An 18,414-nucleotide genomic window follows, 5' to 3' on the forward strand; every position below is an offset into this window, starting at 1 on the left:
CCACGGTATCGACCATCCAGGCCGACCTGAACACGGTGGCTGGGCGTGAGCGCATCATCGCCGCCTGCCTTGATCCTGACATCCTGGTCAACAACAACGCCGGTCCACCGCCCGGAGACTGGGCGGGCTTCCAACACGAGGACTGGCTGGCGGCCCTGGAATCGAACCTGCTGGCGCCCATCGCACTGATCCAGGCCTATGTGCCCAGGATGCGCGCGCGCAGGTTCGGGCGGGTGGTGAACATCACGTCGGCCATGGTGAAAGCCCCTCTGGTGCACATGTCGCTGTCCACCACGGCGCGCGCGGGCCTCACGGCCTTCTGCAAGGCCGTGTCGCGCGATGTCGCGGTGGACAACGTCACGATCAACAACCTGCTGCCGGAGCGGATCGACACCGGACGGCAGCAATTCATGATCGAGCGCCGAGCGAAGCTGGACAAGGTTTCGTTGGAAGACGCCCGACGAACCATCACGAACACCATCGCCGCCAAGCGCTTCGGCACGCCGGAGGAATTTGCCTCCATCTGCGCATACCTGTGCAGCGACCTCGCCGGGTTCATCTCGGGCCAGAACGTGCAGGTGGACGGCGGCACCTATCCCGGTCTGATGTGAGGCTGTAAGCGCCTGCGGTCTCGGGGGTGGACGCGGGCCCTGAGCCATGACGCGGCGCCCCTGCACAAAGGGCCACCGGGTCACCGCGCGCCCTGCCGCAGCCGCTTGACGCCCTCGAACCAGAAGACACTCAGCATGCCCAGGCCACAGGCCAGAGCCAGTTCCATCAGGGGCAGGGGGGCGAACCGAAGCACGCCGGCGACCCAGGGCTGGTAGAGCGCGATGAGCAACAGCGCGGTGGCCAGCCCCATCACGGCCCAGAGCAAGGCGTTTGGCGTGTGCAGGGTGGCCCACAGAGAGCGGGTGGCCGAGCGGTTGGCCAGTATCAGCGCCAGGTTGCCCACCACCAGCGTCGCGAACGCAAAGGCCCTTGCCTGTGGCTCGTCCATGCGCGTGCTGGCCCAGGCAAACGCGGCCAACACGACCGACAGCACCCCCAGCCCCTGGACCAGCGACCAGCCCAGGGTGGCGCCGCCGAACAGGGGCGCGGCCGCATCGCGCGGTGGGCGGCGCATCACCTGGCCTTGCGCCGGTTCATTCTCGAAGGCGATCGAGCACGCGGGATCGATGATGAGTTCGAGCAAGGCGATGTGCATCGGAGACAGCAGGGCCGGCCATCCCCAGAGCACCGGCAGCATCGCCATGCCGGCGATGGGAACGTGCACAGCCAGGATGTACGACATCGCCTGGCGCAAGTTGTCGAAAATCCGGCGCCCCAGGCGGATCGCGGCGACGATGGCCGCGAAGTTGTCGTCGATCAGCACCAGCGAAGCCGACTCCCGGGCCACATCGGTCCCGCGCCTGCCCATGGCCACGCCCACGTGCGCCGCACGCAGTGCCGGCGCGTCGTTCACGCCGTCGCCTGTCATCGCGACGATCTCGCCCCGGGCCTTGAGCGCCTGCACGATGCGCAGCTTCTGCGCAGGGGCGATGCGGGCGCAGAGGGTCACGCCGGCCATGCGTTCGCGCAGCTGCGCATCGTCCAGCGCCTCGATCTCGGTGCCGGTCAGCACGTGCGCTGCGCGCCCGGCGATCCCGGCCTGTTGCGCCACGGCCTTCGCGGTGGCCGGGTAGTCCCCGGTGATCATGACCACGCGAATGCCGGCGGCATGGCATTCGGCGACCGCCGAAGGCACCTCTGCGCGCACCGGGTCGGCCAGGCCGATCAGGCCGATGAAGTCGAAATCGAAGCCGTGCGCATCCGCCGGCCAGGCGTGCCCCGCCATCGATGCGCGCGCCACCGCCAGCACGCGCAGTCCGCTGGCGGCCATGGCCTCGACGGCGCTGACGACGCGAGACTGCTGCGCCGCGTCGAGGTGGCACAGATCCATCACCGCCTCGGGCGCGCCTTTGGCCGCCACCGTGCAGCCCGCTTCGCCCGGTGCGGCCCACACATTCGACATCGCTCGCAGCGTGGGGCTCAGCGCATAGGCCTGCACCAGCTGCCAGTCGTGGTGCAGGTGCTCTGTGCCGGCCAGAAAGCGCCTGCCGAGCTCATGGAAGGCCTTTTCCATCGGATCGAACGGGTCGACCACGCTCGCCAGGATCGCCAGTTCCACCAAGAGGTGCAAGGCTTCGGGCAAGGGACCTTGCGTCCGCGCGTCCAGCGAGAGGCTGTCGGTCAGGCCGACGCCGCCGCCCACCAGCTGCGTGACCGTCATGCGGTTCTCGGTCAGGGTGCCGGTCTTGTCGCTGCACAGCACGGTGATTGCACCCAGGGTCTCGATCGCGTTGATGCGCCGCGTCAGCACGCCTTGTTGGGAGAGGCGGCGCGCGCCCAGCGCGGGAAAGAGGGTCAGCACCACCGGGTACTCCTCGGGCAACAAGGCCATCGCCAGGGCGATGCCCGACAGCAAGGACGGCAGCCATTCACCCTTCATCAGCCCCTGCGACAGCACCAGCGTCAGGCTCAGCGCCAGCGCGATCCAGGCCAGCTGCCGAACCAGGCGGTCCGTCTGTTTCTGCAGCGGCGAACGCTCGTCCAGCCAATGGCTCAGGCTGGCACCGATGCGGCCGATCTCGCTGCGCGCGCCCGTGGCCGTCACCCGCGCCAGCGCATTGCCCTGGACGATCAGCGTGCCCGCATAGACCGCTGGATTTTCGTCGCCGCCCGGCGCACCGCGCGCAGAGGCCGCCGCCGCGGCAGCCTGTTCATCGGGCTGCGCCGACCGCTTGCCGACGGGGACCGACTCACCCGTCAGCAGCGATTCATCGACCCGCACCCCGTCGGCTGTGATCAGCAGGGCGTCGGCGGGCACGCGGTCCCCCTCGCTCAGCTTGAGGAGGTCGCCCCGCACCACCTCGCGTCCGGCAATGCGCTGCGCTCGCCCGCCGCGAATGACCAGGGCGCGCGGGCTGGTCAGATCGCGCAGCGCTTCGATCGCGCGCTCCGTCTTGCCCTCCTGGTACAGGGTGAGGCCCAGGGTGACGGCCACGAACCCCAGGAGCGTCGCGCCTTCCTGCGGTTCGCCCAGCAGCAGGTACAGGGTGGCCGCCCCCAGCAGCAGCAGGAACATCGGCTCGCGCACGGTGGCCAGGGCGATCGAGAGCAAGGAGCGGCGCCGTCCGCCGGGCAGCGCATTGGGCCCGTCTTCGATCAGGCGCTGCGCGGCCTGGGCGTCGGACAGACCCCCTTCGAGGGGGCTCGCCGGGTCGGGCGCAGGGGTCTGCGCCGCCCTCGGCGGACCGCCTTTGGCGGCGCGGGGGCAAAGCGGTGCGGGCGAGCCGCTGGCAACCGGAATCCACGGCTCCTTCATGGCGGGGCTTGCAAGTTCAAGAACGGTCACTCTAAAGCGGGCAGTCCTGCCGGGCCTTGCGTTCCATCAACCCAGACGAGGCTCAGAGGCCGGCAGCGACGCACAGCCCGCGGGGGTGTTGCGCATGCTCAATGCAGCGGGAGCGGCCGCGCCGCAACATGCCGCTTCGCCCGCGCTCCGTGGTGTCACCACGGACCCCGGCGGCGAGCCCCATTCACGGCCTCCAAGGAGCATCACCATGAACGAACTTCGTGCCATTGACCCTTTCTCCCTCGACCCCTTTGACGATGCCTTGCGCTCGCTCATGCGGCCATGGCGCATGGAGCTGCCCGACGCCGCGCCGCGCATCAAGATCGACCTCTCGGAGAAGGACGGCAACTATGCCGTCAAGGCCGAGATTCCCGGCGTCCAGAAGGACGACATCGACGTGCGCGTGGACGGCAACACGGTCACCATCAGCGCCGAGGTGAAGTCGGACAAGGAAGAAAAGGGCAACGGGGGGCGCGTGTTGCGGCGCGAACGCCAGGCCGGCTATGCCAGCCGCAGTTTCACGCTGGCCTGCCCGGTGGACGAAGGCAAGGTGCAGGCCAGCTACAAGAACGGCATCCTGGAGCTGACCCTGCCGAAGAAGGCGGGTGTCTCCAACAAGCGCATTGCCATCCAGTAGATCGCGACGGCCGTGCGAGGCGGATGACTTGAATTGACCAGGATCAAGGCGTGCCGAAAAGCCGCGCGCACACTGCAGGCGCTCCTCGGTTGAACGCCATGAGCCGACGCGGTAAAAAAATGGCGTGGCCCGCTCGATGCCGAGGCTTGTCGAAGAGGATTCCATGGCACGCGCATCTCTCCAGGACAGCGAGCTTCTGGCACCCCAGGCCATCTGCCTCGATGTGCTGCGGCAGCGGTATCTCCAGCCCGGCGAGCGTGGCGCGCAGGATGTCTTTCAGCGCGTGGCCCGCGCGCTGTCGTCGGTGGAGGCCGCGTCGGAGCGCGTCCGGTACGAGGCCCTTTTCCTGGACAACCTGCGTGCGGGCGCCCTGGGCGCCGGCCGCATCATGCACGGCGCGGGCACCGCGCTCGGGCGCACGTTGATTAACTGCTTCGTGCAGCCGGTGGGGGACGCCCTTCAAGGGGTGGACGCGGCGGGGTATCCCTGCGTCGAGGTGGCGTTGCGCGAGGCGCTGCAGACGCTGCGCTGCGGGGGCGGCGTGGGCTGTGATTTCTCGCGCCTGCGTCCCCGCGCGGCGCAGCCGTATGCCAGCGGCGGCGCCCCACCCGGCCCCTGTGCCTGCATCGACCTGTTCGACCGTTCGTGCGCGACCCTGGAAACCCAGGGTGGGAGGCGTGCGGCGCAAATGGGTGTGCTGCGCGCCGACCACCCCGATGTGCTCGATTTCATCGAGGCCAAGCGCACACCCGGCCGATGGAGCACGTTCAACCTCTCGGTGGGCGTGCAGGACGCGTTCATGCGCGCGGTGGTCGAGGACCAGCCGTGGGCGCTGGTCCACCCTGTGCGGCCCGCTTCGGCGGGCGAGGCGCCCAGCGCGCTTGAGCGCGCCGACGGGCGCTTCGTCTACCGCGTTCTGCCGGCGCGCGAGCTGTGGGACCGCCTGGTCCGCTCGGCCTACGACCACGGCGAGCCTGGCATGCTCTTCCTCGACCGCATCAACCAGGACAACAACCTGCGTTGCGGCGAGCACATCGAGGCGACCAATCCCTGCGGCGAGCAACCGTTGCCGCCCTATGGCAGCTGCGACCTCGGCCCACTGATCCTGCCGCGTTTCGTCCTTCATCCGTTTGGCATCGGCGGATCGCCCGAGCTGGACTTCGGTGCGTTTCGAAAGGCGGTGCAGATTCAGGTGCGCGCACTCGACAACGTGATCGACCTCACCGCCTGGCCCCTGCCGCAGCAGCGGCTGGAGGCCCAGGCCAAGCGGCGCATCGGCGTCGGCCTCACGGGTCTGGGCGATGCCCTGGCCATGTTGGGTCTTCGGTATGACCGGCAGGAAGGCCGCGACATGGCTGCCCGCGTGGCGCGCTGCATGCGGGACGCGGCGTACGCCGCCTCGGTGGCATTGGCGCGCGGGAAAGGCGCCTTTCCCCGATTCGACGCCGGCAAATACCTCGCACCGGACAACTTCGCCAGCCGCCTGCCCAAGGCGCTGCAGGAGGCCATTCGCGAACACGGCATCCGCAACAGCCACCTGCTGTCGATCGCGCCCACCGGCAGTGTCAGCCTCGCGTTTGCCGACAACACCTCGAACGGAATCGAACCCCCGTTTGACTGGTGCTACCGGCGCACCTTGCGCGATGCCGCGGGCGGCAAGCTCGATTGCGGCGTGGAGGACGCGGCGTGGCGCCAGTACCGGGCCCTGGGCGGTGATGTGGAGCGCCTGCCCGCGTACTTCGTCAGTGCGCAGTCGATGTCGGCGCGGGACCATATCGCCATGGTGGAAGCGGTGCAGCCATTCGTCGATGCCGGGATCTCCAAGACGGTGAACGTGCCGGTCGATCTGCCGTATGAGGCATTCCGGGACCTGTACCTCCAGGCGTGGAGCGGCTGTCTCAAAGGCATCACCACTTACCGGCCCAACCCGATCCGGGGCGCGGTATTGCGCGTGCATGCCCAGGCCGTTGGCGAGGCGCAAAAGCATGCGATTTGAAGATCGACAGGATGCAGCCCGGCAGCTGGCCGACGCGCTGTGGCGCTATCGGGACCGTCACCCGCTGGTGCTGGCCATCCCGCGCGGCGCGGTGCCCATGGGTGCGGAACTGGCCCGGCGGCTCAACGGCGAGCTGGACCTCGTGATGGTCCGCAAACTGCGGTCGCCGCACAATCCCGAGCTCGCCATCGGTGCCATCGACGAGACGGGCCGGACCTACATGGTCCCCCATGCGACCTCCGCCGGCATGACCCCCGCCTACCTGGAGGGCGAGCGGCGGCTTCAGCTGGACGAGATGCAGCGCCGCCGTGCGCTTTACACGCCGCAGCGCGCGCCGTTGCCGATCGCGGGCCGCACCGTGATCGTCGTGGACGATGGCCTGGCCACCGGCGCGACCATGATCGCCTCCCTGCACGCCGTGCGCGGGTGCCATCCCGCGTGGCTTGTCTGCGCTGTGCCGGTGGCCGCCCCGCAGAGCCTGATCCCGGTGCGCCCGCTGGCCGACGAGGTGGTGTGCCTGCATGCACCCATCGACTTCGCGGCGGTCAGCCAGTGGTACCGCTCGTTTCCCCAGGTGGAGGACGCCGAGGTCGTGGCGCTGCTCCGGCCGGCCGGTCCGCCCGAGGCGCCAGCCTAGTCGTCCGCGCAGGTGAGCCGTGCTGCCGCAGCCGAGGCCATGCGTGCCTTGGCCCTCTTACCTCGTGCGCACTTGAGGATGCTCAACGAGGGCGAGGGCGAGGGCGAGGGCCGGCCTGGTCATGCCGCCAGCGACTGCCTTCCCGGCATGCGGTGCGGCGCCGCGGCCAGCCGGCCGGGCCGGGGCGCCATGGGGTCCTCGTGGGCCCTGCGCGTGCAGCGCGCGTAAGCGCGGAGCGCGTCCAGGTCCAGGATCTCCACGTCGCGGTCGTCCACATGCAGCACGCGGGCCGTCGCCAGCGAACCGAAGGAGCGGCTGACCGTTTCGTGCGCGACCCCCAGCAGGCTGGCGATGTCGCGGCGCCCCATGCGCAGGATGAAACGGCGTGGTGACTGACCGGCTTGGGCCATCTTGCGCGAGAGCTGCAGAAGAAACCGCGCCAGGCGCACCTCGGACGACACCGCGGCCATGACGTCCACCAGGTCGTTGGTGTGAACCAGCGCCGCGCTTGCCGCGCGATGCAAGGCCATCTCGAAGGCCGGCACCGCGCGGCAGAAATTCGCCAGGTCCGCCTTGGGCACCACATACGCCGTGGCGTCTTCGAGCGCCACCGCATTCGTGGGGTATGCGTCCTGGCAGATCGCCTCGTAGGCGATGACCTCGCCGCGACCGGCGAAGGCGAGCACCTGTTCGTAGCCGTCCTCGTCGACGCGCGAGATCTTGAAAGTGCCGGTGCGCACGAAGTACAGCGCCATGGCCGGCGCACCCATGCGGATCAGGTTCGCGCCCGCCTTGACGCGGCGCATGCCCACCGCCGTGCGGGCCGCCTCGTCGCCGGCCTCGGGGCGGTTGGGCGCATCGGGGTCGAAGAGACGGAGCAGGTCGGCCAGGGTGGTGCGCCCCGCGGGCGCCGCATCCCCCTCTTCAGGGGCTGACGGGGTGGCGATGAAGGTGGGCTTGCTCAAGGGGGACTCCTCGGGAATGGGCGTGGGCTTGTCGATGGTGCGAGCATCCTTCAGCCGCTCGCGCCGCGCCATCGGACTGCGCCACCGCGATCGTTCGGACATCGCCGCAGCGTTCTGTGCCGGAATCCGAGGGGGCCATCAGAAAAGTCCGATGCCAGGCCATGGCGCTTGATCTTGGTCAAGGATCCAGGCGAAGCCGCTGGGCCTGTCCGGCGGATCTCACTAGCATCTCAGGATGTGGAGGCAGGCCTGGATCGCGAGGAGCGGTCGCGCCGATTCGCCCCACGCTTGAGGGATCCCATGTGACCTTCCCACCCGCCTCGGACTTTGCCGACTCGCCTGCCTCGCAGGCTTCGTCGCCCTTTGTGCATGCGGCGCTGGAGGCGGTCGTCGTGGTGGACCAGCCCCAGGGTGGTCGAAGTGAACGGCGCTTTCGCGACCCGTCAGATGCTGCCGCTGACGCTGGTCTATGACCACCGTGTGATCGATGGGGCCGTGGGCGGCCGCTTTCTGGCGCTGGTGATCGATCAATTGCGCGATCCTCAACCGCTTCTGGCCGGTGGCGCCGCCTGAGCCGGTCCGGCCGAGCCGGGTGGGAAGGGGCCGGGCTCATGCGGTGCGAGCAGGAACGGCAGCGCGGTTTTCCTGGCCTGTTCAGGCAGTCGCCTGACGCTCTGGCTGCGGCAGCGGCGCTGGCGTCGGCTGCCAGCGCTTGAGTTCGAGCAGGAAGGTGTGCAGGGGCGGGTCCAGCTGATACTGGTCCACCGCGCCTTCGGTCAGCGCCAGGCGGGCCAGTGCCCGGTGTCCGCACAGCCCCTCCAGGTCGTCCAGCACCTTGGCGTGGCCGGAGCCGCCGAAGGTGCAGAACACCGCCACCTGGCTCAGCGCCGTGTGGTGGCGCTGCAGCCAGGTGCGCACCGGGCTGGCCACGTTCCAGAACCACACCGGCGTACCGATGATGACCAGATCGTAGTTGGCGGGGCGGCGCCGCCCTGGTGCGATGGCCGGTCTCCAGCCCAGGAGCGCTTCCAGCGCACTGCGCAGGTACTGGAACACGCCCTCGCGCTTTCGCGGATCCTCGATGCGCTCCAGATCGGCATGGCAGGCGGCGGCGATTCTTTTCGCGACGAACTCGGTGTAGCCGCTGCGGGAGTAGTAGACAACCAGAACGCGCTTCATGGACCGCTTCTCTGGTTCGAATTCATTTCACCAACGACACCGGCACGGCCGCGCGGTGCACGAGCGTGGTCGGCGTGCTCGGAGCCGTCCACCGCGATCAGCACGCGGAACAAGGCGGTGCCGCGTTTCTGGGGATCTGTGCTCACGTCGGATGGCCTCCGAAAAGCCGCTCTCGGCAGCGATGCCTGGAGTGTGAAGCGGGGCGCAGCCCCCTGCCTTGAGCATGCTCAATTCGAAGCGGTAGTCGGCCTGCTGCTGGAGCGAGACGGACACCGCCATCATGGCTTCTTCATCGAACAGGTGTTCCAGCCGAAGAGGGCGTAGGGCGGGCACCAGCCGATCAGGCCCGTCACCAGCGGCAGGGCGCCGATGTAGCCCCACAGGCCGATGGTGCCCGTGGCCGCGGCCGCAATGAGGGCCAGGCCGATGGCGATGCGAAGGATGCGGTCGATACCGCCGACGTTCTTGGTCATGGCAATGCTCCGGAAGTGAGGGAACGAAGGATGCACCCGGTCAGAGTGCGTTGAGGGGAATCTTCAGGTAGGCCACGCCGTTGTCCTCCTGGGGCGGCAGCTCACCGGCGCGGATGTTGACCTGCACCGAGGGCAGGATCAGCGTGGGCATCTCCAGCGTGGCGTCGCGCCGGGTGCGCATGGCCACGAAAGCGTCTTCGCTCACGCCGTCGTGCACGTGGATGTTTCTGGCGCGTTGCTCGGCCACGGTGGTCTCGAACGCCACCGGGCGGTCGTCGGGCGGGTAGTCGTGGCACATGAAAAGGCGCGTCTGCGGCGGCAGGCTCAGCAGCTTTCCGATGGAGGCGTAAAGCGCGCGGGCGTTGCCGCCGGGGAAGTCGCAGCGCGCCGTGCCCACGTCCGGCATGAACAGCGTGTCGCCCACGAACACCGCATCGCCGAACCGGTAGGCGGCGCAGGCCGGCGTGTGGCCGGGCACGAACATCACCTCGCCGGACAAGGCGCCCAGCGGGATGGCCTCCCCTTCCTGGAACAGGTGGTCGAACTGCGAGCCGTCCATCTTGAAGCCGGGCTCCAGGTTGAAGATGCCCTTGAACACCTTCTGTACCGTCGTGATGTGGGCGCCGATGCCGATCTTCCCGCCGAGCTGGGCCCGCAGGTAAGGCGCTGCCGAGAGATGGTCGGCGTGGGCGTGGGTCTCCAGGATCCAGCGCACTTTCAGATCGTGGGTGCGCACGTACTCGATCACCCGGTCGGCCGAGGCGTGCCGCGTGCGGCCGGACTTGGGGTCGTAATCCAGCACCGAGTCGATGATGGCGCACTCGCTGCCCGGGCCGTTGTGGACGACGTAGGTCACGGTCCAGGTGGCCGGATCGAACTGGCCGTGCACTTGCGGTGAGGTACTCAGAGGGTTCATGGTGGGGTCCTTCAGATAGGCTGAAGATAGTTTATTGACAAATATAATGTCAGTCAATATAATTTTGAACATGGATGAAACGGAGATGCTCCCGCAATGAAGAACGCCACCCTTGACCTCGACGACATGCAGGCCGCCGCGGCCGATGCCTGCCGGCTCCTGAAGGTGCTGTCCAACCCGGACCGGCTCTTGATCCTCTGCCAGCTCTCGCAAGGCGAACACCGCGTGGGTGAGCTGGAGGAACTGCTCGGCATCGTGCAGCCCACGCTGTCCCAACAGCTGACCGTGCTGCGCGAGGAAGCGCTGGTGAGCACGCGCCGCGAAGGCAAGAACATTTATTACCTGCTCGACAGCCCGCAGGCGCTGGCGGTGATGCAGGTGCTGTACGCACAGTTCTGCGACAAGAAGGGGAAGAAGCGATGAACATCGATTGGGTCCATTTCACGCCGTGGGCATCGCTGGGCGGCGGCATTCTGTTGGGCGTGGCCTCGGCCTTGTTCATCCTTGTCAATGGCCGGGTGCTGGGCATCAGCGGCATCCTGGGCGGGCTGTTGCCGCCGAAGGTGGGCGACGCCGGCTGGCGCATCGCCTTTTTGCTGGGCATGCTGGCCGCGCCGATGGTCTATGGCCTGCTGGCGCCTGCCGGCTTCGTGCAGGCTCCGCGCATCGACGCGGGCTCGGCCACCATCGTGGCCGCCGGCTTGCTGGTGGGCCTGGGCACCCGCTACGGCTCGGGCTGCACCAGCGGACACGGGGTGTGCGGGCTCTCGCGCCTTTCGCCCCGTTCGATGGTGGCGACCCTTGCCTTCATGGGCGCGGGTTTTGCCATGGTCTTCGTGGTTCGCCACGTCCTGTAAGGAGCGTTCACATGCACCGCATCACCGAATTCTTCGTGGGCCTGCTGTTCGGCCTGGGTCTGCTGCTCTCGGGCATGACCGACCCGGGCAAGGTGCTCGGCTTCCTGGACCTCTTCGGCACCTGGGACCCTTCGCTGGCGTTCGTCATGGGCGGCGCCATCGCCGTGGGCTTCTTCGCCTTTGCCCTGGCCCGCCGGCGCACGACCAACCTGCTCGGTGGCGCCTTTCACCTGCCCAAGGCCACCCAGATCGACAAGCGCCTGGTGATCGGCGGCCTCACGTTCGGGGCCGGCTGGGGCCTGGCAGGCTTCTGCCCAGGCCCTGGCATCGTCTCCATGGCATCCGGCGAATGGAAGGCCGCGGTGTTCGTGGCGGCCATGGTGGTGGGCATGCTGATCTTCGAAGTGGCCGAGCGCTCGGGCCTGCGCCGCCGCATGGGTGCCTGACCCGCCCAAGCCCGCACCCATGAGCCCATCGACCCGAGCGCGCCCGTGGTGGCCTTCGCTGCCGGTGCTGCAGTGGGGCCGGGCGTACAACCGGGAAACGCTGCTCGGCGACGGCGTGGCCGCGCTGATCGTCACCATCATGCTGATTCCCCAGAGCCTGGCCTACGCCATGCTCGCGGGACTGCCGCCAGAAGTGGGGCTGTACGCCAGCGTGGCGCCGCTGCTGCTCTACGCCGTCTTCGGCACCAGCCGCGTGCTGGCCGTGGGCCCGGTGGCGGTGGTCTCGCTCATGACGGCCGCGGCCATCGCTGAGCACGCGGCGGCGGGCACGCCCGCCTACTGGGCAGTGGCCATCACGCTGGCCTTTCTCTCGGGCCTGCTGCTCCTGGCCATGGGCCTGTTGCGCCTGGGCTTTCTGGCCAACTTCCTCAGCCACCCGGTCATCTCGGGCTTCATCTCGGCCTCGGGCATCCTGATCGCGGCCAGCCAGCTCAAGACGCTGATGGGCGTGAAGGCCGAAGGGCACAACTTCGTGGAGCTGAGCCTCTCGCTTGGGTCGCAGGCGGGCCAGGTGCATGGGCTGACGCTGCTCATCGGTGCGCTGACGGTGGCATTTCTGTTCTGGGTGCGCAGCGGCCTCAAGCCGCTGCTGCAGCGCCTGGGCATGGCGCCGCGCACCGCCGACGTGGTGGCCAAGACCGGCCCGGTGGTGGCCATTGCCGTGACCACGCTGCTGGCCTGGGGGCTGGACTGGCCGGCGCAGGGCGTGAAGATCGTGGGGGCGGTGCCGCAGGGCCTGCCGCCGTTCACGCTGCCCCTGTGGGACCTGGGCCTGTGGCAGCAGTTGCTGGTGCCGGCCCTGCTCATCAGCGTGGTGGGTTTCGTGGAGTCGGTGTCGGTGGGGCAGACGCTGGCGGCCAAACGGCGCCAGCGCATCGAGCCGGACCAGGAGCTCGTGGCGCTGGGTTCGGGCAACCTTTCGGCCGCCTTCACCGGGGGCTTTCCGGTGACCGGGGGGTTCGCGCGCTCGGTGGTGAATTTCGATGCCGGGGCGCAGACACCGGCGGCCGGCGTGTTCACGGCCGTCGGCATCACGCTGGCCTCGCTGTTCCTCACCCCGGCCCTGTATTACCTGCCTCAGGCCACGCTGGCGGCCACCATTGTGGTGGCGGTGCTCTCGCTGGTGGATTTCAGCGTCCTGCGCAAAACCTGGGGTTACGCGAAGCCGGACTTTCTGGCGGTGGCGGCCACCCTGGTGGCCACGCTGGCCGTGGGGGTGGAGACGGGGCTGGTGGTGGGGGTGGCGCTGTCACTGGCGTTCTACCTCTACCGCACCAGCCGCCCGCACATGGCCGAGGTGGGCCGGGTGGCGGGCACCGAGCACTTCCGCAACGTGCAGCGCCATGCCGTGGTGGTGAGCCCACGGGTGCTGGGCCTGCGGGTCGACGAAAGCCTGTATTTCGCCAACTCGCGCGCGCTGGAAGACCGCATCAACGACGCCGTGGCCAGCCGGCCCGAGCTGGCGCATGTGGTACTGCAGTGCTCGGCGATCAACGACATCGACGCCAGCGCCCTGGAGAGCCTGGAGGCCATCGATCTGCGCCTGCGCGGCGCCGGCCTGCGGCTGCACCTCTCCGAGGTCAAGGGGCCGGTGATGGACCGCCTCAAGCACACGGACTTTATGCGCCAGCTCAGCGGGCGGGTGTTTCTCACCCACTACCAGGCCATCCAGGCGCTTTCACCCGGCGTCGGTTAGTCCGCCGTCCACGAGCCGAGCATCCGCCACGTCCAGCGCGCCCTGCGCGACCAGCCGCTGCCACCGGCCAAGGTCGCTGTCGACCCTGGCCCGCAACGCCTGCGGCGTGCCGGGCTCCACCCTCGCCCCGTGGTTCTCGAACTGGGCGACCACGGCCGCGTCGGTCAATGCCGCGTTCAAAGCTTGGTTCAACCGGGCCAGCGTCGCCGCCGGTGTGTGCGCCGGCGCGAACAGGCCATACCACTGCGTGACGTCCACGCCCTCGATGCCGGCCTCTGCCAATGTGGGCACCCCGGGCAGGCTGGGCAGGCGGCTGGCGCCCGCAACCCCCATGGCGCGCAGCTGGCCGCTGCGCACGAACGGGTGGGCGGTGAACAGGCTGGGAAACATGACCTGCGTGCGTCCGCTGACCAGGTCGGCCATGGCCGGCGCCGCGCCGTCGAACTTCACACCGGCCATGTGGGTTCCGCTGCCCAGCAGAAACAGCGCCGCAGCGAAGTGGGGCGGCGTGCCGTCGCCTGCCGAGGCGTACATCAGGTCGCCGGGGGCCTCCCGGAGTCGGTCCACCAGAGCCTGGACGCTGGGCGCGCAGACACTGGGGTGGACCACCATCAGGGTGGGCGATGAGCCCACCAGGCCGATCGGCTCGAAGTCCTTCACAGGGTCGTAGCCCAGCTTCTGCAGCGCGGGGTTCATCGCGTGCGTGCCCACATAGCCCAACATCAGCGTGTGGCCATCGGGCTGCGCGCGGGCGACAAATTCGCTGGCGATCGCGCCGTTGGCACCGGCCCGGTTGTCCACCAGCACCTCCTGCCCGAGCAGCCGCCCCATCTTGCTGGCGATGATGCGGGCCATGGTGTCGTTCCCTCCGCCGGCGGCGGTCGGGACCATGATGGTGATGGGCTTGGGGGTGGGCGCTGGCGCCTCCTCGGGGCGCGAGAACACGTAGTCGGGCAGGTGCATCTCGCCCTGCATGATCTTGCGCGCCGTGCGAACCAGCGCGGCGCCCCTGACCTCGGCGCCATCCCCCTGCCCGGCGAGATCCACCTCGACATCGATCTGGCCCGCAGGATGCAGCACCACCAGCTTGTGGCGGCCGGCCTCGCGCGCAATGCCGCTGGCCACCGTGCCCGGCAAGGCGAAGGCGCTGGCCACCCCGATCGCGCCCGTGACGGCATGCGAGGCGTGGCAGCGGTGCGGCGTGAAGTACCTTGAGGTGACGCTGTGGGGTGAATCGCCCTCGCTGACCAGCACCGGCTTGGGAATCACACTTTGGGAGACGTCGCCCAGCCCCATCCTGCGGCCCGCCTGCAGGCGAAGCGATTCGATGCGCGCCAGCAGCGCGTTGTTGGCGTCCAGTGCCACCGGCTTTTCTCGGCCGGTGACGCCCAGATCGGTCGCGCGCACGATCATCAGGGGCATGGCCGCGTCGATGCAGGTGACGGCGGTGCCGTCGATGTGGTCGATGCGGTTGCCCGTTGGAAATACCTGCCCCGTCACCGCGCCCCAGGCATCCAGGAAGTCCAGCAGGATGGGCGCGGCCGTGCCGGCCACGCCATCGATGCGCGCGTCGCCCTCGTACGTCACGCGCCCATGGGGCGTGCGCACGGTCACGTCGATGCGCGAGCGGGTGTTGACATTGAAGACGCGCACCTTGGTCACGCCGTCCTGCGCCTTCACCAGGCCTTGCTCGATGCCGAACGGCGCCACGCCCGAGAGCATGTTGCCGCAGTTGGGCCGGGTGTCCACGGAGCGGTGGCCCACGCCAACCTGGGCAAACAGATAGTCGAGGTCGCAGTCGGGCTGGGTGGAGCGAGAGACGATGGCCACCTTGCTGTTCAAGGTGCTGCCGCCGCCCACGCCGTCGAGCTGCAAAGGGTCCGAGGCACCGATCGCACCGATCAGGGCCTGGTCGCGGGCTTCGTCGCCGTCGGGCAGCCAGTGACGCAGAAAAAACGGGCCGCGCGAGGTGCCGGCACGCATGAGGACGCAGGGAATGACTTTGTTCATGGGCGCATTCTCAAGAGCTGCCATGCTTCTGTGAATTGCATAGTTGAGATGCATTGATCCATCGTTTGCAACAAACGGGGTGGCCCTGCATTGATGCGTCGAGCGCATCACTTGTTCTCAATATTGCAATTCACTTTGCCGCGGGATGGACCGAAACTGTCTGTCCGGCGCTTCCCGTTCCAGCGCCGGGAACGAAAGACATCCGCATGACCCAGACCACCGACGAATTGCGTGCATGGATCGGTCGGAGCGAGACGGTGCATGACACCGTCCACCCGACGCCCGTGGCCGCCCTGACCGCCACGCTCGACCACCCCGCGGCCGACACCTCGCCCGGCACGCCGCTGCCGCCGCTGTGGCACTGGTTGTATTTCCTGCCCTTGCACCGCCAATCCGACATCGGTGCCGACGGTCACGCCCGGCGCGGCGGCTTTCTGCCCCCGGTGCCCTTGCCGCGCCGCATGTGGGCGGGGAGCCAGTTCGACTTCATCGCCCCGATCCGGGTGGGGGACCGGGTGGCCCGCACGTCCACCATCGAAGACGTGAGCAGCAAGGAAGGCCGCACGGGCAAGCTGGTGTTCGTGAAAGTGCGCCACGAGATCCGGTGCAACGGCGCGAGCGCACCGGCCCTGGTGGAGTTCCACGACATCGTCTACCGCGACGCCCAGCAGCCGGGCGATGTGGCCCCGCCCCCGCAGGCCGCCCCCGCGCAGGCGGCCTGGCGCCGCCAGATCGTGCCCGACGACGTGCTGCTCTTCCGCTACTCGGCGCTCACCTTCAACGGCCACCGCATCCACTACGACCGCCGGTACGTGACCCAGGTCGAGGGCTACCCGGGCCTCGTGGTGCACGGCCCGTTGATCGCCACCTTGCTGCTGGACCTGCTGCGCCGGGAAATGCCCGAGGCCGACGTGGCCAGCTTCCGCTTCAAGGCGGTGCGCCCCACCTTCGACCTGCATGCCTTTCACGTGCAGGGGGCGCCTGCGGCCGACGGCAAGACGGTGCACCTGTGGGCAAGCGACCACGAAGGCTGGCTCACGATGGATGCCACCGTGGCGCTGCGCTGATTCCTTCCACCACGATCACACGAGACCTTCATGCAGCCCCTTGCCGGCATCACCGTCGTCACCCTCGAGCACGCCATCGCCGCGCCCTTTGCCACGCGCCAGCTGGCCGACCTGGGCGCGCGCGTCATCAAGATCGAGCGCCCCGGCACGGGCGATTTCGCGCGCGGCTACGACCAGCGGGTGCGCGGCCTCGCATCGCACTTCGTCTGGACCAACCGCTCCAAGGAAAGCCTCACGCTGGACGTCAAGCACCCCGAGGCGGCCCGCATCCTGGAGCGCCTGGTGCTGGAGAAGGCCGATGTCGTGGTGCAGAATCTCGCGCCCGGTGCGGCCGCCCGGCTCGGCCTGAGCCACGAGGCGCTGGCCGCGGTCAAGCCCGGCCTGATCGTCTGCGACATCTCGGGGTACGGCGATGACCCGCAGAACCCGGGCCCCTACCGCGACAGGAAGGCCTACGACCTGCTGATCCAGAGCGAAGCGGGGTTCGTCTCGGTGACCGGCACGGCCGACGAGCCTTGCAAGGCCGGCCCCTCGATCGCGGACATCGCCGCGGGCATGTACGCCTACAGCAACATCCTCGCGGCCCTGATGCAGCGCAGCCAGACCGGCCGGGGCCAGCGTATCGACATCTCCATGCTGGAGTCGCTGGCCGAGTGGACCAGCTACCCGCTCTACTACGCCTTCGAGGGCGCCGCACCGCCGCCGCGCACCGGTGCCAGCCATGCCACGATCTATCCGTACGGCCCGTTTCCGGTCGGGCCGCAGGAGGAGGGCGCGCACGTGATGCTGGGGCTGCAGAACGAGCGCGAATGGGTCAGCTTCTGTGACAAGGTGCTGCACCAGCCCGCGTTGGCCACCGACCCCCGCTTCACAGCCAACTTCAAACGCGTCGCCGAGCGCGCCGCCCTGCGCCAGATCATTGTGGACGCCTTCCGGCCGCTGACGGTGGCCGAGGTGGAAGCGAGGCTGGAGGTGGCGCAGATCGCCAGCGCCCGCGTGAACACCATGGCGGATGTCTGGGCCCATCCGCAGCTGCGCGCGCGCCAGCGCTGGACCGAGGTGGGCTCGCCGCAAGGGCCCTTGCCCGCGATGCTGCCGCCGGGCACCTGGAACGAGGGCCCGCGCATGGACCCGGTGCCCGCGCTTGGCGAGCACACCGATGCGATCCTGGCCGAGCTGGGTTATGGCGCGCACGGCATCGCCGCGCTGCGCGCGGCCAAGGCCATCTGAGGGCACGGGCATGTCCTCATTGCCCGCCCCCGCGCGCACCTACCTGTTTGTGCCCGGCACGCGGCCCGAGCGCTTCGGCAAAGCCCTGGCCAGTGGCGCCGATGCGGTGGTGCTCGATCTGGAAGACGCCGTGGCGCCGGAGCACAAGGCCGCAGCGCGCGCCCACGTGGTCCGCTGGTTGAAGGCCGCCGCGCCCGCCGACCGTGATCGCTGCGTGGTGCGCATCAACGATTTGACCTCAGACGCGTTCGCGGACGACCTGGCCGCGCTTCTGGGCACCGGTGTGTCGCAGATCATGCTGCCCAAGACCGAGCGGGCACAGCAGATCCGCTTCGTCGTCGAATCCCTGCCAGGCGCCCAGGTGCTGGCGCTCATTGAAAGCGCCAGGGGCCTGGCCCGCGTGGACGAGGTGGCGGGGGCCGACGGCGTGGCCCGGCTGGTGTTCGGCACGCTGGACTTCGCGCTGGACCTGGACCTCGACATCCGGCAGGACGCCACGGGCCTGAACCACGCGGCGGCGTGCATCGCCCTGGCCTCGCGGCTGGCGGATCTCCCCGCACCCGTGGCCGGCGTCACACCTCAGCTCCATGACGAGGCGCGGCTGCTGGCCGACCTGGCCCTGGCGCGGTGCCACGGCTACGGTGCCAAGCTGTGCATCCACCCCGATCAGGTGCAGCCGATCCACCGCGCACTGCAACCCAGCGAGGCCGAACTGCTCTGGGCGCGGCGGGTGCTGGCGGCCGACGCGGCCTCGCCCGGCGTGGCCCGGCTCGATGGCCGCATGGTCGACGCACCCGTGGTGCGCCAGGCGCGGCGCACGTTGCTGGCCGCCCGGCATTGAAAGCGGC

Annotated in this window: 18 protein-coding genes and 1 pseudogene; 12 read left to right on the top strand and 7 right to left on the bottom strand. The window is 69.1% G+C overall.

From position 1 onward, the window contains the following. Positions 1-611, top strand: a 611-nt coding sequence (locus tag KIT86_RS03660; RefSeq protein ID WP_297395140.1) for an SDR family oxidoreductase, incomplete at its 5' end; no start/stop codon positions are given. Positions 612-691: 80 nt separating this feature from the next. Here KIT86_RS03660 and KIT86_RS03665 read toward each other — a convergent pair. Further along, positions 692-3,367 carry a cation-translocating P-type ATPase gene (locus tag KIT86_RS03665; RefSeq protein WP_297395142.1) on the bottom strand — a complete coding sequence of 892 codons (2,676 nt, stop codon included), beginning with the start codon at positions 3,365-3,367 and terminating at the stop codon, positions 692-694. A gap of 238 nt (positions 3,368-3,605) precedes the next feature. Here KIT86_RS03665 and KIT86_RS03670 point away from each other — a divergent pair, with 238 nt between their 5' ends. The 3 genes and pseudogenes from KIT86_RS03670 to KIT86_RS03680 all read left to right on the top strand — a co-directional run bounded on the left by KIT86_RS03670 (position 3,606) and on the right by KIT86_RS03680 (position 6,667). Then, positions 3,606-4,034 (top strand): Hsp20/alpha crystallin family protein, encoded by a 429-nt coding sequence (locus KIT86_RS03670; protein ID WP_297395144.1) that lies wholly within the window; start codon positions 3,606-3,608, stop codon positions 4,032-4,034. A 163-nt stretch (positions 4,035-4,197) separates the two neighbouring features. Further along, positions 4,198-5,994, top strand: a pseudogene (locus KIT86_RS03675) (adenosylcobalamin-dependent ribonucleoside-diphosphate reductase); the annotation flags it as partial. 25 nt (positions 5,995-6,019) lie between these two features. Continuing rightward, on the top strand, positions 6,020-6,667 hold the full coding sequence (locus KIT86_RS03680) for a phosphoribosyltransferase (RefSeq protein ID WP_297395145.1): 648 nt from the start codon (positions 6,020-6,022) through the stop codon (positions 6,665-6,667). Positions 6,668-6,786: 119 nt separating this feature from the next. Here KIT86_RS03680 and KIT86_RS03685 read toward each other — a convergent pair whose 3' ends face one another. Continuing rightward, positions 6,787-7,734 carry a Crp/Fnr family transcriptional regulator gene (locus KIT86_RS03685; protein WP_297395147.1) on the bottom strand — a complete coding sequence of 316 codons (948 nt, stop codon included), beginning with the start codon at positions 7,732-7,734 and terminating at the stop codon, positions 6,787-6,789. Positions 7,735-8,043: 309 nt separating this feature from the next. Between KIT86_RS03685 and KIT86_RS03690 the strand changes: the two genes are divergently transcribed. Continuing rightward, positions 8,044-8,205 (top strand): 2-oxo acid dehydrogenase subunit E2, encoded by a 162-nt coding sequence (locus KIT86_RS03690; protein WP_297395149.1) that lies wholly within the window; start codon positions 8,044-8,046, stop codon positions 8,203-8,205. Positions 8,206-8,286: 81 nt separating this feature from the next. Here KIT86_RS03690 and KIT86_RS03695 read toward each other — a convergent pair whose 3' ends face one another. The 4 genes from KIT86_RS03695 to KIT86_RS03710 form a co-directional block, all read right to left on the bottom strand. Next, the gene (locus KIT86_RS03695) at positions 8,287-8,811 is read right to left on the bottom strand and encodes a flavodoxin (RefSeq protein WP_297395151.1); all 525 of its coding nucleotides are present in this window, start codon (positions 8,809-8,811) and stop codon (positions 8,287-8,289) included. Continuing rightward, a complete protein-coding gene (locus tag KIT86_RS03700) occupies positions 8,808-8,957 on the bottom strand; it encodes a hypothetical protein (RefSeq protein ID WP_297395152.1) in 150 nt (49 codons plus the stop codon). Before KIT86_RS03700 ends, KIT86_RS03695 begins: the two co-directional genes overlap by 4 nt. A 132-nt stretch (positions 8,958-9,089) precedes the next feature. Further along, complete coding sequence (locus KIT86_RS03705; RefSeq protein ID WP_297395153.1) at positions 9,090-9,284, bottom strand: DUF2892 domain-containing protein; 195 nt, start codon at positions 9,282-9,284, stop codon at positions 9,090-9,092. A 40-nt stretch (positions 9,285-9,324) separates the two neighbouring features. Further along, on the bottom strand, positions 9,325-10,200 hold the full coding sequence (locus tag KIT86_RS03710; RefSeq protein ID WP_297395154.1) for an MBL fold metallo-hydrolase: 876 nt from the start codon (positions 10,198-10,200) through the stop codon (positions 9,325-9,327). Between the two features lie 96 nt (positions 10,201-10,296). Between KIT86_RS03710 and KIT86_RS03715 the strand changes: the two genes are divergently transcribed. The 4 genes from KIT86_RS03715 to KIT86_RS03730 are packed head-to-tail and all read left to right on the top strand — an operon-like array spanning position 10,297 to position 13,259. Next, the gene (locus KIT86_RS03715) at positions 10,297-10,623 is read left to right on the top strand and encodes a helix-turn-helix transcriptional regulator (protein ID WP_297395156.1); all 327 of its coding nucleotides are present in this window, start codon (positions 10,297-10,299) and stop codon (positions 10,621-10,623) included. Beyond that, on the top strand, positions 10,620-11,057 hold the full coding sequence (locus KIT86_RS03720) for a YeeE/YedE family protein (RefSeq protein ID WP_297395158.1): 438 nt from the start codon (positions 10,620-10,622) through the stop codon (positions 11,055-11,057). Before KIT86_RS03715 ends, KIT86_RS03720 begins: the two co-directional genes overlap by 4 nt. Positions 11,058-11,068: 11 nt before the next feature. Further along, positions 11,069-11,503 carry a YeeE/YedE family protein gene (locus KIT86_RS03725; protein WP_297395159.1) on the top strand — a complete coding sequence of 145 codons (435 nt, stop codon included), beginning with the start codon at positions 11,069-11,071 and terminating at the stop codon, positions 11,501-11,503. A 19-nt stretch (positions 11,504-11,522) separates the two neighbouring features. Then, positions 11,523-13,259, top strand: coding sequence for a SulP family inorganic anion transporter (locus tag KIT86_RS03730; RefSeq protein WP_297395160.1), 1,737 nt, complete (start codon positions 11,523-11,525; stop codon positions 13,257-13,259). On the opposite strand, the gene KIT86_RS03735 is transcribed toward KIT86_RS03730, so the two are convergent. Then, positions 13,242-15,269 (bottom strand): 4-oxalomesaconate tautomerase, encoded by a 2,028-nt coding sequence (locus KIT86_RS03735; protein WP_297395162.1) that lies wholly within the window; start codon positions 15,267-15,269, stop codon positions 13,242-13,244. The genes KIT86_RS03730 and KIT86_RS03735 overlap by 18 nt on opposite strands. 206 nt (positions 15,270-15,475) lie before the next feature. On the opposite strand from KIT86_RS03735, the gene KIT86_RS03740 reads away from it, so the two are divergent. Genes KIT86_RS03740 through KIT86_RS03750 form a run of 3 tightly spaced genes read left to right on the top strand, consistent with a single transcriptional unit; the run spans position 15,476 to position 18,407 of the window. After that, a complete protein-coding gene (locus KIT86_RS03740) occupies positions 15,476-16,336 on the top strand; it encodes a MaoC family dehydratase N-terminal domain-containing protein (RefSeq protein ID WP_297395164.1) in 861 nt (286 codons plus the stop codon). A gap of 30 nt (positions 16,337-16,366) precedes the next feature. After that, a complete protein-coding gene (locus tag KIT86_RS03745) occupies positions 16,367-17,566 on the top strand; it encodes a CaiB/BaiF CoA-transferase family protein (protein WP_297395166.1) in 1,200 nt (399 codons plus the stop codon). Positions 17,567-17,576: 10 nt separating this feature from the next. Further along, entirely contained in the window at positions 17,577-18,407 is an 831-nt protein-coding gene (locus KIT86_RS03750) for a CoA ester lyase (protein ID WP_297395167.1), read from the top strand. Positions 18,408-18,414: the final 7 nt, after the last annotated feature.

This window comes from Hydrogenophaga sp. (assembly GCF_026125825.1).
Taxonomy (GTDB): domain Bacteria; phylum Pseudomonadota; class Gammaproteobacteria; order Burkholderiales; family Burkholderiaceae_C; genus Hydrogenophaga.

Coding starts and splice junctions, on each gene's coding strand:
- KIT86_RS03665 (WP_297395142.1), bottom strand. CDS start 3,367: ATGAAGGAGCCGTGGATTCCGGTTGCCAGCGGCTCGCCCGCACCGCTT.
- KIT86_RS03670 (WP_297395144.1), top strand. CDS start 3,606: ATGAACGAACTTCGTGCCATTGACCCTTTCTCCCTCGACCCCTTTGAC.
- KIT86_RS03680 (WP_297395145.1), top strand. CDS start 6,020: ATGCGATTTGAAGATCGACAGGATGCAGCCCGGCAGCTGGCCGACGCG.
- KIT86_RS03685 (WP_297395147.1), bottom strand. CDS start 7,734: ATGTCCGAACGATCGCGGTGGCGCAGTCCGATGGCGCGGCGCGAGCGG.
- KIT86_RS03695 (WP_297395151.1), bottom strand. CDS start 8,811: ATGAAGCGCGTTCTGGTTGTCTACTACTCCCGCAGCGGCTACACCGAG.
- KIT86_RS03705 (WP_297395153.1), bottom strand. CDS start 9,284: ATGACCAAGAACGTCGGCGGTATCGACCGCATCCTTCGCATCGCCATC.
- KIT86_RS03710 (WP_297395154.1), bottom strand. CDS start 10,200: ATGAACCCTCTGAGTACCTCACCGCAAGTGCACGGCCAGTTCGATCCG.
- KIT86_RS03715 (WP_297395156.1), top strand. CDS start 10,297: ATGAAGAACGCCACCCTTGACCTCGACGACATGCAGGCCGCCGCGGCC.
- KIT86_RS03720 (WP_297395158.1), top strand. CDS start 10,620: ATGAACATCGATTGGGTCCATTTCACGCCGTGGGCATCGCTGGGCGGC.
- KIT86_RS03725 (WP_297395159.1), top strand. CDS start 11,069: ATGCACCGCATCACCGAATTCTTCGTGGGCCTGCTGTTCGGCCTGGGT.
- KIT86_RS03730 (WP_297395160.1), top strand. CDS start 11,523: ATGAGCCCATCGACCCGAGCGCGCCCGTGGTGGCCTTCGCTGCCGGTG.
- KIT86_RS03735 (WP_297395162.1), bottom strand. CDS start 15,269: ATGAACAAAGTCATTCCCTGCGTCCTCATGCGTGCCGGCACCTCGCGC.
- KIT86_RS03740 (WP_297395164.1), top strand. CDS start 15,476: ATGACCCAGACCACCGACGAATTGCGTGCATGGATCGGTCGGAGCGAG.
- KIT86_RS03745 (WP_297395166.1), top strand. CDS start 16,367: ATGCAGCCCCTTGCCGGCATCACCGTCGTCACCCTCGAGCACGCCATC.
- KIT86_RS03750 (WP_297395167.1), top strand. CDS start 17,577: ATGTCCTCATTGCCCGCCCCCGCGCGCACCTACCTGTTTGTGCCCGGC.